The 15,097-nt window shown below is 71.0% G+C and carries 12 protein-coding genes; 4 read left to right on the top strand and 8 right to left on the bottom strand.

Translation table 11 applies throughout. From position 1 onward, the window contains the following. The first annotated feature begins 49 nt into the window (after positions 1 to 49). Both ACWD4J_RS20505 and ACWD4J_RS20500 read left to right on the top strand, forming a co-directional pair. The gene (locus ACWD4J_RS20505) at positions 50 to 916 is read left to right on the top strand and encodes an SCO6745 family protein (protein WP_451396804.1); all 867 of its coding nucleotides are present in this window, start codon (positions 50 to 52) and stop codon (positions 914 to 916) included. Positions 917 to 1,149: 233 nt separating this feature from the next. After that, the gene (locus ACWD4J_RS20500) at positions 1,150 to 3,528 is read left to right on the top strand and encodes a Tex family protein (RefSeq protein ID WP_451396803.1); all 2,379 of its coding nucleotides are present in this window, start codon (positions 1,150 to 1,152) and stop codon (positions 3,526 to 3,528) included. Between the two features lie 54 nt (positions 3,529 to 3,582). Here the strand turns inward: ACWD4J_RS20500 and ACWD4J_RS20495 are convergent, their stop codons facing one another. The 7 genes from ACWD4J_RS20495 to ACWD4J_RS20465 form a co-directional block, all read right to left on the bottom strand. Further along, the gene (locus ACWD4J_RS20495; RefSeq protein ID WP_451396802.1) at positions 3,583 to 5,223 is read right to left on the bottom strand and encodes an ABC-F family ATP-binding cassette domain-containing protein; all 1,641 of its coding nucleotides are present in this window, start codon (positions 5,221 to 5,223) and stop codon (positions 3,583 to 3,585) included. Between the two features lie 81 nt (positions 5,224 to 5,304). Further along, on the bottom strand, positions 5,305 to 5,838 hold the full coding sequence (locus ACWD4J_RS20490) for a TrmH family RNA methyltransferase (RefSeq protein WP_451396801.1): 534 nt from the start codon (positions 5,836 to 5,838) through the stop codon (positions 5,305 to 5,307). A gap of 97 nt (positions 5,839 to 5,935) precedes the next feature. After that, positions 5,936 to 6,964, bottom strand: coding sequence for an oxidoreductase (locus tag ACWD4J_RS20485; protein WP_451396800.1), 1,029 nt, complete (start codon positions 6,962 to 6,964; stop codon positions 5,936 to 5,938). A gap of 147 nt (positions 6,965 to 7,111) precedes the next feature. Next, the gene (locus tag ACWD4J_RS20480) at positions 7,112 to 8,395 is read right to left on the bottom strand and encodes a M14 family metallopeptidase (protein WP_451396799.1); all 1,284 of its coding nucleotides are present in this window, start codon (positions 8,393 to 8,395) and stop codon (positions 7,112 to 7,114) included. A 317-nt stretch (positions 8,396 to 8,712) separates the two neighbouring features. Further along, complete coding sequence (locus ACWD4J_RS20475; RefSeq protein WP_451396798.1) at positions 8,713 to 9,606, bottom strand: oxygenase MpaB family protein; 894 nt, start codon at positions 9,604 to 9,606, stop codon at positions 8,713 to 8,715. 313 nt (positions 9,607 to 9,919) lie between these two features. Beyond that, positions 9,920 to 10,402 (bottom strand): F0F1 ATP synthase subunit B family protein, encoded by a 483-nt coding sequence (locus ACWD4J_RS20470; protein ID WP_451396797.1) that lies wholly within the window; start codon positions 10,400 to 10,402, stop codon positions 9,920 to 9,922. Between the two features lie 101 nt (positions 10,403 to 10,503). Then, entirely contained in the window at positions 10,504 to 11,970 is a 1,467-nt protein-coding gene (locus ACWD4J_RS20465) for an amino acid permease (RefSeq protein WP_451396837.1), read from the bottom strand. A gap of 408 nt (positions 11,971 to 12,378) precedes the next feature. Here ACWD4J_RS20465 and ACWD4J_RS20460 point away from each other — a divergent pair, with 408 nt between their 5' ends. Beyond that, complete coding sequence (locus ACWD4J_RS20460) at positions 12,379 to 13,095, top strand: MerR family transcriptional regulator (RefSeq protein ID WP_451396796.1); 717 nt, start codon at positions 12,379 to 12,381, stop codon at positions 13,093 to 13,095. A 61-nt stretch (positions 13,096 to 13,156) separates the two neighbouring features. Here ACWD4J_RS20460 and ACWD4J_RS20455 read toward each other — a convergent pair whose 3' ends face one another. After that, positions 13,157 to 13,882, bottom strand: coding sequence for an SDR family NAD(P)-dependent oxidoreductase (locus ACWD4J_RS20455; protein WP_451396795.1), 726 nt, complete (start codon positions 13,880 to 13,882; stop codon positions 13,157 to 13,159). Positions 13,883 to 14,014: 132 nt separating this feature from the next. On the opposite strand from ACWD4J_RS20455, the gene ACWD4J_RS20450 reads away from it, so the two are divergent. Next, positions 14,015 to 15,034, top strand: a complete 1,020-nt coding sequence (locus ACWD4J_RS20450; RefSeq protein WP_451396794.1) for an ABC transporter permease — start codon at positions 14,015 to 14,017, stop codon at positions 15,032 to 15,034. Positions 15,035 to 15,097: the final 63 nt, after the last annotated feature.

Below are 15,097 nucleotides of genomic sequence, written 5' to 3'. Positions count from 1 at the left end.
CACCGGGTTCACCTTCCCGGCATACCAACCAGTCAGTAATCTGCGGCGCATGAACTCATCCCTGCCGGAGCGCGCCGCGCGCCGATGCCACAACGCGATCAATCCGCTGCACTCCGCCCACTACTTCTCGCCGGACCTCGGAACGGAGATGGCGGGGATCGGCATCGAGGACCGCAACGCCGCGTACTTCGGCGTCCGGGCGGCGGCCATGGGCGCGGTCGGGGCGGGCACGGTGACGGCCACGTTCTACAACTTCAACCACGAGCTCGTCGCGCGGCACGTCCCCGCGGTGTGGCGGATCGCCTCTCCGGAGACGGTCCTCGCGGCACGCGCGCGTGCCGTCGACGCGACGCTGCTCCGGCTGCTCGGCAAGGAGGCGCTCGCCTCACAGGAGATGGCCGAGGCGGCCGGCCTCGCCCTGCGCGCCACCGAGGCTTGCAGCCGGACGGCGCGCCCGCTGTACGCCGCGCACGCCGACCTGCCAGTACCAGAGGAGCCGCACCTCGCGTACTGGCACGCCGCGACGCTCCTGCGCGAGCACCGCGGTGACGGGCACCTCGCTGTGCTGTTGGACGCGGAACTCGATCCGCTGGAAGCCCTGGTGACGCACACCGCCACCGGCAAGGGCATGGCTCCGAAGTGGGTCCTGGGCACGCGCGGATGGTCCCGGCAGGACTGGGACGCGGCGACGGAACGGCTGCGCGCGCGTGGTCTCCTCGACGGCGACGGGGAGCTGACGGACGCCGGGACGGCGCTGCGGCGCGATCTCGAGACGGAGACGGACCGGCTCGACCGCGCGCCGTACGAACACCTCGGCGCGGCGGGCGTCGAACGGCTCACGGAGCTCGCGACGGGCTTTTTCCACGTGGCCGTGGCTGCGGGGGCCTTTCCGGCCGGGATGCTCGGCAAGGGCTGACCCCGTTACTGCCCGAAGACTCGATGCACCCGCCGTCGTCGGTTGTGCCCACCCGTTCCGCCCTGGGGGTACCTCCCAGGCCCTTAAGGCAATGGGGGAGGAACGACTGCCCACAACGGGACGGGGCTGGACCGGCCACCGGCCGGTAGTCGCCCGCGCGCCCACGTGCCCGGTTGTCGGTGGGGCCTGCCACAATTGCGGCGCAACCTCAGTGGAGAAGGCGGTACGGGATCGTGACGACACCCCTCGTAGGGTCCATCGAAGGCAGGATCGCCGAGGAGCTCGGCGTACGGGAGCGGCAGGTCAAGGCTGCCGTGGAGCTGCTCGACGGCGGTTCGACGGTGCCCTTCATCGCCCGCTACCGCAAGGAAGCGACCGAGATGCTCGACGACGCGCAGCTGCGCACGCTCGAGGAGCGGCTGCGCTATCTGCGTGAGCTGGAGGAGCGGCGGACGGCGATCCTCGACTCGGTGCGCGAGCAGGGCAAGCTCACCAACGAGCTGGAGGCGCAGATCCGCGGCGCCGAGACCAAGGCCCGGCTCGAGGACATCTACCTGCCGTTCAAGCCGAAGCGGCGCACGAAGGCGCAGATCGCGCGCGAGGCGGGTCTCGAGCCGCTCGCCGAGGGACTGCTCTGCGACCCGTCGGTCGAGCCGCTGGCCGCCGCCGCGGCCTTCGTGGACGCCGACAAGGGCGTCGCCGACCCGCAGGCGGCGCTGGACGGCGCCCGCGCCATCCTCACCGAGCGCTTCTCGGAGGACGCCGACCTCATCGGCGAGCTGCGCGAGCGCATGTGGACGCGCGGGCGGCTGGCCGCCAAGGTGCGGGACGGCAAGGAGGAGGCGGGCGCCAAGTTCGCCGACTACTTCGACTTCGCCGAGCCCTTCACCGAGCTGCCCTCGCACCGCATCCTCGCCATGCTGCGCGGCGAGAAGGAGGAGGTCCTCGACCTCGTCCTGGAGCCCGAGGAGCCCGCGGACGAGCCCGGCCCCTCCTCGTACGAGGCGATCGTCGCCGGCCGCTTCGGGGTGGCCGAGCGTGGCCGTCCCGCCGACAAGTGGCTGGTGGACACGGTCCGCTGGGCCTGGCGCACGCGCATCCTGGTGCACCTCGGCATCGACCTGAGGCTGCGGCTGCGTACGGCAGCGGAGGACGAGGCGGTGCAGGTCTTCGCCGCGAACCTGCGCGACCTGCTGCTGGCCGCCCCGGCGGGCACGCGCGCGACGCTGGGTCTCGACCCCGGTTTCCGTACGGGCGTGAAGGTGGCGGTGGTCGACGCGACCGGCAAGGTCGTCGCGACGGACGTGATCTACCCGCACGTCCCGCAGAACAAGTGGGACGAGGCCATCGCCAAGCTCGCCCGGCTCGCCAAGGAGCACGCGGTCGAGCTGATCGCCATCGGCAACGGCACGGCGTCCCGCGAGACGGACAAGCTGGCCGGTGAACTGATCACCAAGCACCCCGAGTTGAAGCTGACCAAGGTCATGGTGTCCGAGGCCGGCGCCTCGGTGTACTCGGCCTCGGCCTTCGCCTCGCAGGAGCTGCCGGGCATGGACGTGTCGCTGCGCGGCGCCGTCTCCATCGCCCGCCGTCTGCAGGACCCGCTCGCCGAGCTGGTCAAGATCGACCCGAAGTCGATCGGTGTCGGCCAGTACCAGCACGACCTCTCCGAGGTGAAGCTGTCGCGCTCGCTCGACGCGGTCGTCGAGGACTGTGTGAACGGCGTGGGCGTGGACGTCAACACGGCCTCCGCGCCGCTGCTCGCCCGGGTCTCCGGCATCAGCAGCGGCCTCGCCGAGAACATCGTGGCCCACCGGGACTCGAACGGCCCGTTCCGCTCGCGGCAGGCGCTCAAGGACGTGGCGCGGCTTGGTCCGAAGGCGTACGAGCAGTGTGCGGGCTTCCTGCGGATCCGCGGCGGCGACGACCCGCTGGACGCCTCCAGCGTGCACCCCGAGGCGTATCCGGTGGTGCGCCGCATGGTGAAGACCTCGGGCGGCGATGTGGCGTCACTGATCGGCAACACGGGGGTGCTGCGTTCGCTGCGCGCCGACCACTTCGTGGACGAGACCTTCGGTCTGCCGACCGTGACGGACATCCTGCGCGAGCTGGAGAAGCCGGGGCGGGATCCGCGTCCGGCGTTCAAGACGGCCACGTTCAAGGAGGGCGTCGAGAAGATCTCCGACCTGTCGTCCGGGATGGTGCTGGAGGGCGTGGTCACGAATGTCGCCGCGTTCGGCGCGTTCGTGGACGTCGGTGTCCACCAGGACGGTCTTGTGCACGTCTCCGCGATGTCGAAGACGTTCGTCAAGGACCCGCGGGATGTGGTGAAGCCGGGCGACATCGTCAAGGTGAAGGTGCTGGACGTCGACATTCCGCGTAAGCGGATCTCGCTGACGCTGCGGCTGGACGACGAGGCCGCGCCTGCGTCGGCCGCCGACGGTGGGCGCCCTCAGCGTGGCGGTCGGCCGCCTCAGCAGCGGGGGCAGCAGCGGCAGGGGCGTGGCGGGGGTGCTGGGTCTCGGCAGGCTGCTCCGCCGCCGGCCAACAGTGCGATGGCTGATGCGCTTCGGCGCGCGGGGTTGGTCGACCCCGGGCGGGGTCGGGGCTGAGAAAACAGCGGTGCGGCGCGGCGCCCCCACAACGTGAGGCGCCGCGCCGCCCGCTCAGCGCTCCGTCACCTTGCCGTCCGCTACCTCCAAGCGGCGCGTCGTGTGTACCGCGTCCAGCATGCGGCGGTCGTGGGTGACGAGGAGCAGGGTGCCCTCGTACGAGTCGAGGGCTGACTCGAGTTGTTCGATGGCGGGCAGGTCGAGGTGGTTGGTCGGCTCGTCGAGGACGAGGAGGTTCACGCCCCGGCCCTGGAGGAGTGCCAGGGCCGCACGGGTACGTTCGCCCGGGGAGAGGGTCGCCGCCGGGCGCAGCACATGGTCGGACTTGAGCCCGAACTTGGCCAGCAGGGTGCGGACCTCGACCGGCTCGGTGTCGGGGACGGCCGCGCAGAACGCCTCCAGCAGCGACTCGGGACCATGGAACAACGCCCGGGCCTGGTCGACCTCGCCGACGACGACGCCCGATCCGAGCGCCGCGTGGCCCGCGTCGAGCGGCGCGCGGCCCAGCAGGGCGGCAAGGAGCGTGGACTTGCCCGCGCCGTTGGCGCCGGTGACGGCGACCCGGTCGGCCCAGTCGATCTGCAGGGTCACCGGCCCCAGTACGAAGCCGTCGCGCCGCACTTCCGCGTCGCGCAGGGAGGCGACGACCGCGCCCGAGCGCGGTGCCGCGGCGATCTCCATCCGCAGCTCCCACTCCTTGCGGGGCTCATCGACGACCTCCAGGCGCTCGATCATGCGCTGGGTCTGCCGGGCCTTGGCGGCCTGCTTCTCGCTGGCCTCGCTGCGGAACTTCCGGCCGATCTTGTCGTTGTCATTGCCCGCCTTGCGCCGGGCGTTCTTCACGCCCTTGTCCATCCACGACCGCTGCATCTGCGCGCGGTCCTGGAGGGCGGCCTTCTTGTCGGCGTACTCCTCGTAGTCCTCGCGGGCGTGCCGGCGCGCGGTGTCGCGCTCCTCCAGATACGCCTCGTATCCGCCGCCGTAGAGATTGATCTGCCGCTGGGCGAGGTCGAGTTCGAGGACCTTGGTCACGGTGCGGGCGAGGAACTCGCGGTCGTGGCTGACGACGACGGTCCCGGCGCGCAGGCCGGTGACGAACCGCTCCAGCCGTTCCAGTCCGTCCAGGTCCAGGTCGTTGGTCGGCTCGTCCAGCAGGAACACGTCGTAGCGGGACAGCAGCAGCGAGGCCAGCCCGGCACGTGCGGCCTGCCCGCCCGACAGCGACGTCATGGGCTGGTCGAGCCCGATGCGCAGCCCGAGCGAGTCGGCGACCTCCTCGGCCCGCTCGTCCAGATCGGCACCGCCGAGGCCGAGCCACCGCTCCAGGCTGTTCGCGTAGGCGTCGTCGGCCCCCGGCGCGCCGTCGACGAGCGCCTGCGTGGCCGCGTCCATGATCCGCTGCGCCTCGGCGACGCCGGTGCGGCGGGCGAGGAACTCCCGTACGGTCTCGCCGGGGCGTCGTTCGGGCTCCTGCGGCAGATGCCCCACGGTCGCGGTGGGCGGCGACAGGCGCAGCTCACCCTCCTCGGGGGTGACGAGCCCGGCGAGCAGGCGCAGCAGCGTGGACTTCCCCGCGCCGTTGGCACCGACGAGCCCGATCACGTCCCCCGGAGCGACGACGAGGTCGAGCCCGGAGAACAGGGAGCGGTCGCCGTGGCCGGCGGCGAGGTTCTTGGCGACGAGAGTGGCAGTCATCAGGCCGTAGATCCTAACGAGGGACTCAGGGGAAACAGGCATCAGGCGGGGGCGGCGACCCCGTATCGCTGCCGCAGACTGTCACAGCAGCCCCGCCAGCTTGTACAGCACCAGTGATCCCGCAACGGCCACGTTCAGGCTCGCACCCGTCCCGACCATCGGGATCTCCACGCACACGTCCAGCAGATCCAGCGCCTCGGGCGGTATGCCCTGCTGCTCGTGCCCGAGCAGGATCACCGTCCGCTCCCGGGCGGGCGGAAGGTCGGCGAGCCGGATCGCCTCGTCGGCCAGTTCCACGCCGACGATCCGCGTCCCGCGCTCGCGCTGCCGCTCCAGCCAGCCCACCGGATCGCCCGTCCAGTGCACGCACGGGGGCTTGCGGAGGGTGTTCCCGCGGGCCAGCGCCTCCGGCACCCACGGGAAGCGCGGCACGGTCAGGCACGCCCCGGTCGCGTCGCAGGTACGGGCGAGGGTGCCGAGGTTCGCGCCGTGGAGCGGCCATAGGGGTGCCACATAGAGGTGGTCCCAGCAGGAGTGGGTGCGCGGGCGGCGCACGCGGCGCAGTTCGCCGGGCGTACGCGTACGGATCGACGGTCCGCCCCTCCGGGCGCTCATCGCCCCACGGAGGCGTCCCTCCAGCTCTTCGCAGAAGTCATCGTCGTCAGGGCGACGTGCGGCTCGCCCGGGCCGGTCGGTGGATCATCGTCGGTGGTCATCGCGCCATCGGCACGACCAGCACGCTGTCCGTCGTGCGCGCCACGATGAAGGATTCCCCCTTGGTCGCCTTCGCGTCCAGTGCAATTCGGTGCCCGCCGGCGTCGAGGATGCCGTCGAACACCTCGTGGGTGTGGGTGCGGTACAGCCGGTCCAGGCGATACGCGGTGAGCCTGACGCGGCAGGTGGAGCTGACCTCGACCCCGGCCTCGCCGTCGGCGGCGACAAGGCGGGTGAGCCGCCGCTGTTCCTGCGGACCGCGGTCCAGGGCGTGCTCGATCTGGGCGACGAGCAGCGGGATGATCGGCGCCAGCCCGTCGACGTGGGCGACGTCCACACCGGCACGCTCGAACGCGTCCCGTACGGCGGCGCGTTGCTCTTCACTCACGGCTCGGCCGAAGGCGACCGCCCCATAGGTGCGCAGTTCGTCGGCGGGGACGTCCGCCGCGTCCGTCGTGATCTCCGCGCCGATGCCGATGGTGCGCAGGGCCGCGGCGAGCTTGGCGAGGACGGCCACCCGGGCGCCGATCAGCAAAACGCGGCGTGACGCCGGTTCGTGCCGGTCGAGCAGGCTCTGCAGAGCGCTGCGGTACTCGGCGCCGCGGAAGCGGAACGGCCCTATGCCGTGGTAGCCGTTGAGTTCGAGATCCGCGTGCTCGTCGGTCTGCCAGGCGAAGTCCCGCCAGACGAAGTCGTCGCTGCCGTCGTCGGCTTTGTCGATCGCCGCGGTGACCGCGCCGCACTCGATTCCCTCGCACTCGGGGCAGCCGTAGATGACGTACCGCCCGTCCGGCAGCGGGGCTTCCGCCTCCAGCAGCAGGGCACGTACCTGGGCGGTGAAGATGGCGGGCGGGATGTCGGAGGCGAGCGGCGACACCGCGTCGAGGTCGGAGAGCTGGAAGAGCAGCGGGCTCCCGTCGACGATGAAGTCGACGAAATCCCGGTGCAACTGGTAGTCACCATTGGCAAGGACCCCGCCGGCACGGACAGCCGGGGCCAGACCGAAGGTCGCGTACTCGGCACACATGTCGTGAGTATCCCCACCTGGAACCTGATGTGAGCACGGCATCACCCATTCCGCTAACGGTTGGTTCAGGAACGGGGAGGAGATCGTGGTGCGGCGCCGGCGTCAAAGGCTTGACCACTGCCTTTGACGCCGCCAGCCACACACCGCTCAGCAGGCCGTGTCCGGCTCCCCCGCCGTCAGGTGGTACGGCGCCCGCTCGTCGAGCAGCAAGGGGACGAGTGCTCGCAGGGACTGCCGGAGCGGGACGTACGCGCCCTCGTCCGGCTCCTTTCGCAACTGCACTCCGTGGAGGGCGAGTTCGTCCACGACCTCCGCGTACTGCTCGGCCGTGAGCCGGTAGCCGCAGGGCGGGTCCTGGATGATCTCCGCCGGCTCCGCGGGGTCGTTGTCCGCACCGCCGAGGTAGATCGGGCCGCCGTCGCGGTATCCGGCGGCCCGGGCCGCGTCCGTGGCGGCCTCGATCCGGCCGAGCCGTTCTCCGGTGAACGTGAACAGGCCGCCCAGCGCGGCGAGTTGGGAGGTGACGCGGCGCCTGTTGTTCAGCGCGTCGTCGGCCTTCTCCGCGTCGGTCAGCGGGTCGACCCGGCTCTCGATGAGCAGTCCGACCGCGTGCTTGATGCCCGAGGTGTTGCGCAGGATGCGTTCCTGTCCGTCACCGGCCGTCTGTTTGACCGGGTCGCCGGTGACGGGGTCGGTCCAGATGCCGTACGTCCCGGTCGAGTACCCGGCGGCGCCGGCAGCGGGCCGGACATAGGACTGCGACAGGGTCTGCGCCTCGTCGTGCACCGCGTCGTACGTGTTGAGGTTGCGCGGCCACAGGTCGAACAGGTCCTTGTCGTAGTACTGCGGGGTCGCTCCGTACTCGTGCAGGTCGTAGATGACGTCGGGTTTGCGGTCGCGGATCACGGCGGCCATGGCCCGTGCCTCCGCGGTCTTGAGGGCGATGTGGTCGCGGTTGATGTCGATGCCGTCGGAGTTGCCGCGCGTGTCGGCGGCCCGGCCGTCGGGGTTGGCGGTGGGCACGACGAGGAGGGTGGTGCGCGACAGGAAGCGCTGGGTGCGCGCGTCCTTGGCGTAGGCGAGGTCGCGGACAGTCGTCAGGCAGGCCTCGCGCCCCGACGGCTCGTTGCCGTGCTGGCTGCAGACCAGCAGCACGGTGTTGGCGGTGGGGTGTTCGCCGATCCGGACGAGCTGGAGCGGGCGGCCCTGCTCGGTGGTGCCGATCCGGGCCACGGAGACCCTGTCTGTCGCCTTGTCGACCGCGGCGAGGAAGTCCTGCTCCTCGTCCTGGCCGGTCCAGCGTGCGCCGTCGGACTGCTCGAATCCGGTACGCGGCGGGGCGCTCGCCGCCTGCGCCGGTGCCGTCGCGAGGGTCCCGGTGACGGCGGCGGCGGTCACGGCCAGGGCAAGGACGCGGTTGCGAGGCTTCATCGGGCTGCGGGGGTTCAACGGGCTACTGAGGTCGCGTCTCTCAGTTATCGGCATGGGGCGGAAGCTACCCGGGTCAACTCCCTTGCAAAAGTGGGCAGTAGGGTCGGTGAAAGGTCCTTGAGGCTGATTGGCTCATGTCGGCGGAATGGCAATCGTGTGACATGTGCGGCCGTCGACACCACCGGGAGAGTGGGCCTGAACGGGGTCGGACGAGGCGCCCCCTACTACTGCGGCTGAAGTACCGGCCCGCGACGGTGTGGGTTGCTGTGGAGCCCGGCGGCGTACGGCCGCCGGGCTCTCTCGCCGTCCTTGGTTGATCAGCGCCTTGTTCGAGTGGCGGCAGAAGCAGCCCGGTGGGCGGCCCGTGCCCGTCGGGCCGGCGGGAAGTAGCGCAGACGCTCCGGCAGCAGCGGGACGACCGTACGGACCACGCGGCCGAGGCGGCGCAGGCGGCGCTCCTGAACCGGCGTCCACGGCAGGCCGATCGCCTCACGGGCACCCGGCGGCATCAGCCCGATGGTGACGAAGCGCCGGAAGCGGACGAACTGCGGCAGAAGTACGGGCCACAGCACGCGCAGGGCGAGGCGTAGCGCGAACGGGCCGAGGTCCGGAGGCGGAATGGGAGGGTCCACGGAGACCAGTTCTTCCGCGACCGCCGTCAGCTCCAGTTTCTCGGCGAGCATCGCGCGGTAGTACGGCCAGAACTCCTCGACGGTCCCTGGCATGTCCCGCTCGGGGATGCCCAGGACCCGGCCGACCTGGAGCCACTCGGCGTACAGCTGCCGCTCCTCGGCGTCGGTGTACGGGCGCCGGTGGAGGTACTGCCGGGCGTGCCGCATGACCGGGAACCCGGTGGCGTGCACCCATGCGTAGGCCTCGGGCATGAGGGCGTGATACGAGCGGCCGTGTGCGTCCGTTCCCCGGATCGTGCGGTGCAGCCGCCGCAGCCGCCGTCCTTCCTCGGTGGCGGCCGGTCCTCCGTAGACCCACAACTGCAGGGAGCGCAGCGACCGCTCGCCGCGTCCCCACGGATCGGTGCGGAACACCGAGTGATCGTCGACGCCCGCGGCGACGGCGGGGTGCGCCACCTGCAGGGTGAGCGCGGGCGGCAGAGTGAGCAGCGTGCGGATCTCCCCGGTGACGTCCCAGAGAAGGCCGCCTGGCGGGGGCGGCGGGATATCAGCGGGTGGGGACGGCTCGGGGGTATCCACCGGACCGGCCCCGTGGCCCCCGCGCAGCCGGTCCCCTCTCCCCCGGTTCACGGCCCGAAGTTCTTCGGCCATGCGATGCGCCCCTCTGCCGGGCCCCGCGGTGCAGGGGCTGGCGAGGCGGCCGGGGAGGCGGGCCGGGGGCCGGGGCGCGGGGAGGTCCCCGCGGCGCGGCTTCCGGCACAGGCTCCGTGTCCGGCCTGCTCCTACGCATCCAGTATGCGATCACCGCGTCGAGAGCGCGCTGTGGCCGAAGCCGGAAACCCTCGGCCTCACGCCGGGGGCCGCCGGACGCCCTGCATCCGGACAGGCGGGTTCAGCTGCGCGGGTCCGCCGCCGTCCGGGCAGGGAGGGTCTCACCCACGATGCGGCTCGCCAGGTCGGAGGCCAGCTCGGAGACGCTGATGCGGAGTTCCGCCTCGGCGGCGGCGCGCTGGGCCTCGATCCTGGCGTGCCCGGTCTTGACGATCGCGTCGCGTTCGCGCAGCCCGTCCTGGCGGGCGGCGGCGATCAGCGCAGCACCTTCCTCGGCGGCCCGCTGCCGGATGCGTGCCGCCTCATGGCGCGCTTCGGCCAGTACCTGCTCCGTCCTGGCGCGCTCGCTCTCCGCTCGGAGGCGCACCGCCTCCGCACGCTCGGCGGCACCCTCGATCGCGTCCTCACGCGCGGCGATGACGCGGTTGATCCGCGGCAGCACGCGCGCGATGAGGAAGAACACCGCGGCGAACAGCGGGAGCGCGACCGCGAGTTCCTCGACCTTCGGATTGAGCGGGCCTATGTCCATGGGAACGAGATACATAACCACGACCTACCCGCTCATCCGTGCGAAACAACGCGCGTCTGCGCCAGAGTTGGCCGAAACGCACCTCCCATGGGAGGCCATCACCCCCGGGACAGCGGCTACTTGGCGATCTCGCCCATCTCCTGGTCGACCGTCCGGGAGATGCGCCGCCGCGCCCCGTACCAGCCCCCGACGAGCGCGAGCGCGACGATCGGGATGAGGTAGAGCGTCTTGCGGCCGATCTCGGGGTCCTTCCACATCAGGCCGAGCACGGCCAGCAGGAAGACGATGGTGACGATCTCGGTGACCGGGCTGCCGGGAAGGCGGAACGTCGGGCGGGTGAGCAGGCCCTGCTTGGCGCGGCGGACGAACGCCAGGTGGCAGATCATGATGATCACCCAGGTGCTGATGATGCCGAGCGACGCGACGTTGAGGACGATCTCGAAGGCCTGGCTCGGCAGCATGAAGTTCAGGCCGACGCCGAGCACGCACATCGCGGCGGTGAGCATGATGCCGCCGTACGGGACCTGATTGCGGTTCATCTTCGCCGTGAACCGGGGCGCGGATCCGGCCATCGCCATGGAGCGCAGGATGCGGCCCGTGGAGTAGAGACCGGAGTTGAGGCTGGACATGGCGGCGGTCAGCACGACCAGGTTCATCACGTCACCGGCCGCCGGAACGCCGATCTTGGACAGCACCGTCACGAACGGGCTCTGGTCCGCGGAGTACACCGCGCCGGGCAGCAGCAGCGCCAGCAGGACGACCGAGCCGACGTAGAAGAGACCCACGCGCCACATGATCGAGTTCACCGCGCGCGGCACGACCTTGTGCGGCTCGGCGGTCTCGCCCGCGGCGACGCCGACCAGCTCCAGCGAGGCGTACGCGAAGACGACACCCTGCATGACGATCACGACGGGCATCAGACCGTGCGGCATGAAGCCGCCGTTGTCGGTGATGACGCTCAGGCCCGGGGTCTGGCCGCCCACGTCGGCTTGCGTGACGAGCAGGAAGATGCCGATGAACATGAAGGCGACCAGCGCCGCGACCTTGATGATCGCGAACCAGAACTCCATCTCGCCGAAGATCTTCACCGAGATCAGGTTCACCACGAGGACGACAGCGAGCGCGATCAGCGCCAGCACCCATTGCGGGATGTCGGTGAAGAAGCTCCAGTAGTGCGTGTAGAGCGCGATCGCGGTGATGTCGGCGATGCCGGTCGTCGACCAGTTGAGGAAGTACATCCAGCCGGCGACGTAGGCGCCCTTCTCACCGAGGAACTCACGCGCGTACGAGACGAAGGATCCGGACGAGGGCCGGTAGAGGACGAGCTCGCCGAGAGCGCGGACGACGAAGAAGGCGAAGATGCCGCACACGAGGTAGGCGATGGCCAGTGCGGGACCCGCGGAGTGCAGGCGGCCGCCGGCACCGAGGAAGAGTCCGGTCCCGATCGCGCCGCCGATGGCGATCATGTTGACGTGGCGCGCCTTGAGGTCCTTGCTGTATCCGGCGTCGCCCGCGTCGGCGGGGGTCCGGGCGGCGTCCGCGGGGGATACGGCCGCGGCCGTGTCTACGGCGTCCTTGCTCACAAGTGGTTCCGCCTTCTCGTGCCCCGGATGTGGTCCGGTGTCGTCTTCGAGCGCCGGGTGTCGTCCGGTGTGGATCTGGTCGTGCTCCGGATGGTGTCCGGTGTGGATGTGCTGCGGACCGCGCGTTTCCCTGTAGGGCAACACGGGCCGATTCATCACTTTCTCCCACGGATCGGCGTCCCCGCGGTGACCCAGGCCACAGAGCGGGACTTCTCACATGCTGGTCAGGGGGTGTACAAGGCGACGCGATCGTGCTGCTGACCAGCTTCGACGGGTGTCCGGGGGCTGCGGGCGATCACGGGTGCGGCAGCACTTTCACAGGAGTGGTGAGACAGCAATACTGTTGCACCGGGGTGCTGCACCATCTGCGCCGCCATATCCGCGCCGCCCGGGAAGCGAGGGGATCCGATGCAGACGGACACCGCCGAGCAGGCACTGACGGTCGACGAGCTGGCCGCTCGCGCGGGCGTCACCGTCCGCACGATCCGCTTCTACGGCTCGAAGGGCCTGCTGCCGCCCCCGGTGCTCGGCCCGCGTCGCGTGGGGCACTACGGACCGGAGCACCTGTCCCGGCTGGGGCTCATCGAGGAGCTGCAGCGGCAGGGCATGACACTGGCGGCGATCGAGCGCTACCTCGAGCAGCTGCCCGCCGGTCTGAGTGCCCAGGAGCTCGCCATCCACCGGGCCGTCGTGGCCACCTGGGCACCCGGCCCCGCGGATCATGCCACCCGCGCCGAGCTGGAGCGCAGGGCCGGGCGGAGACTCGCCGACGAGGACATGGACCGGCTGGCGGCGATGGGCGTGATCTCCGAGGGTGCGCAGGGCGCCTACCGCGTCGACCCGAGCCTGCTGCGACTGGGCGTCCAGTTGCTGGACGTACCGATCGCGCACGAGACGATCCTCGCCGCCCGGACGGTGCTGCTGGAGCATGCCCGTTCCGTGGCTCACGAGCTGGCGCAGTTGTTCCGCGACGAGGTGTGGGACGCGGGGCGCGAGCGGCGGTCGGACCCGAACCATGTCGCGGCGATGAAATCGCTCTCGGCCGATATGCAGCCGATCGTGGTGCAGGCGCTGGTGACCGCTTTCCAGCGGTCGCTCCGGGACGAGCTGAGGGACGCGTTTTAAGGGCGCTGACCTGGAACCCTGACGAGCCGGCAGGTCGCGGAGCACTACGACTGGCGGCCGCCTAGATGTACGCGGACCCTCCGCCGACATTGAGCGTCTGCCCGGTGAGGAACCCGCTTCCCTCGTCGACCACGTAGAGCAGCGTGGACACGAGGTCGCGCGGTTCCTCGGTCCGCTGGACGATCTGCCTCGCCCGGACCTGTTCGAAGCCGCCGTCCGCGCCGACGGTGCGCTCGGCGGTGTCGGTGCGGGTCATGCCCGGCGCAATGGCGTTGACGGTGATGCCGTACGGGCCGAGCGCCGCGGCCAGGGCCCGGGTGAAGCCGATGAGCCCGGACTTGGACGCGGTGTAGGCGACCATGGTCGGCGGCGCCGTGAAGACGGCGGCCGATGCGATGTTGACGATCCGGCCCCAGCCCGCCGCCTTGAGATACGGCAGGGCGGCGCGCGTCATCAGGAACGGGCCTTCCAGGTTGATGCGCATGACCCGCCGCCACTGCTCGAGCGTGGTGTCCTCGAAGGCGCAGTGCGGGTAGACACCGGCGTTGTTGACGAGGATGTGGAGCGTCCCGAACCGGTCGACGACCCGCGCCAGCGCGGCCTCGACCTGCGCGTCGTCCGTGACGTCGGCGACCAATTCCAGATAGTCGGCGATGTGCCCGGCGGTCTCCGGCTGCTTCTGCACGTCGAGGCCCGCCACCCGGTAACCGCGCGCCGCGAGCGCCCTCGCGAACTCCTGGCCCAGCCCCTGGGCGGCCCCGGTCACCAAAGCGGTACGGGTCTCCATGGGGCGAGTGTGAGGAGTGGCCGGGGCATTGGCAAAAGAGGTGTTCCACTCGCCGGAACGGCCGCCTTGCCGCGGCTGACCGGCGGCCCGACGCTGCGGGGCATCCGTCGAGCCCCACTGGAGCCGCGTGCCATGACCGACACCGACCGCGCCCTGGACGCCTCGAGTGCCCGCGAACCGGCCGACCTCGTGCGGCGGTTCCGGCCGCGCCGGCTGCTGCGCGACGAGTTCGGCGTACTGCTGGTACTCGCTCTGCTGCTCGCCGCGATCGGCATTCCGTATCCGGACTTCTTCGACAGCGACAATTTGCTCTCCACGGCGCAGAACTCGGTCTACATCTCGCTGATGGCGTGCGGCATGGTCTTCGCGCTGGCCATGCGCGAGGTCGATCTGTCGGTCGGCGGCAGCTACGCCATGTGCCTGGTCGTGGGTGCGCTGCTGATCCGCGAGGGCACGGAGCCCTGGCTGGCGCTGCCCGTCGTGCTGCTCACGGGGATCGTGCTCGGCGTCTTCAACGGTGTCGTCACGACGCTCCTCGCCCTGCCGTCGTTCATCGTCACGCTGGGCACGCTGATGCTCTACCGCGGGATCGGGCTCGCGCTGGCCGACGGCAAGCAGATCACCGATCTGCCGCTGGAGGACTCCTACTTCACGCTGGCGGGCGGTGATCTCGCGGGCGTGCCGTTCGCCCTGTGGGTGCTGGCCGCCGTCATCGCCGTCCTCACCGTGGTGCTGACCCGCACCCGGTTCGGGGCCCGCGTGCGGGCCATCGGGTCCAACCCCGACGCCGCCGCGTTCAGCGGCCTGCCGGTCGCCCGTACGCGGATCCAGGCGCTCGCCCTGTCGGGTCTGACCACGGCCTGCGCGGCGGCGCTCGCCCTCGCCTTCTACGGGGCCGGGGATCCGACGCTCGGCCAGGGCTACGAGCTGCAGGCCATCGCCGCCTGCATCATCGGCGGCACCCCGCTGGCCGGCGGGCGCGGTTCTGTGGTCGGCGCGGTCGCCGGGGCGATGATCCTCAGCGTCGTCGCCTCCGGCCTCGTGTTCTTCGAAGTGCCCATCAACTGGACGTCGTTCGCCACCGGCGGGGTGATCCTCCTCGCGGTCGCGTCGGACAGCGCCCTGCGCCGCACCGGACACCGACGCCGCTGAAACGCCGGTGTCACCTCCGGGACACCGGCAAGCCCGAGACGCCGTCGTCGCCACGACGACGTG

This window comes from Streptomyces sp. NPDC002577 (assembly GCF_053594815.1).
The sequence above is the reverse complement of the archived record's forward strand: the minus strand, read 5'-3'. Positions and strand labels throughout refer to the sequence as shown.

Excerpts from the sequence above, each read along its gene's own strand:
- ACWD4J_RS20505 (WP_451396804.1), top strand. The coding sequence starts at position 50 with ATGAACTCATCCCTGCCGGAGCGCGCCGCGCGCCGATGCCACAACGCG.
- ACWD4J_RS20495 (WP_451396802.1), bottom strand. The coding sequence starts at position 5,223 with ATGACTGCCACTCTCGTCGCCAAGAACCTCGCCGCCGGCCACGGCGAC.
- ACWD4J_RS20490 (WP_451396801.1), bottom strand. The coding sequence starts at position 5,838 with ATGAGCGCCCGGAGGGGCGGACCGTCGATCCGTACGCGTACGCCCGGC.
- ACWD4J_RS20485 (WP_451396800.1), bottom strand. The coding sequence starts at position 6,964 with ATGTGTGCCGAGTACGCGACCTTCGGTCTGGCCCCGGCTGTCCGTGCC.
- ACWD4J_RS20480 (WP_451396799.1), bottom strand. The coding sequence starts at position 8,395 with ATGAAGCCTCGCAACCGCGTCCTTGCCCTGGCCGTGACCGCCGCCGCC.
- ACWD4J_RS20470 (WP_451396797.1), bottom strand. The coding sequence starts at position 10,402 with ATGTATCTCGTTCCCATGGACATAGGCCCGCTCAATCCGAAGGTCGAG.
- ACWD4J_RS20460 (WP_451396796.1), top strand. The coding sequence starts at position 12,379 with ATGCAGACGGACACCGCCGAGCAGGCACTGACGGTCGACGAGCTGGCC.
- ACWD4J_RS20455 (WP_451396795.1), bottom strand. The coding sequence starts at position 13,882 with ATGGAGACCCGTACCGCTTTGGTGACCGGGGCCGCCCAGGGGCTGGGC.
- ACWD4J_RS20450 (WP_451396794.1), top strand. The coding sequence starts at position 14,015 with ATGACCGACACCGACCGCGCCCTGGACGCCTCGAGTGCCCGCGAACCG.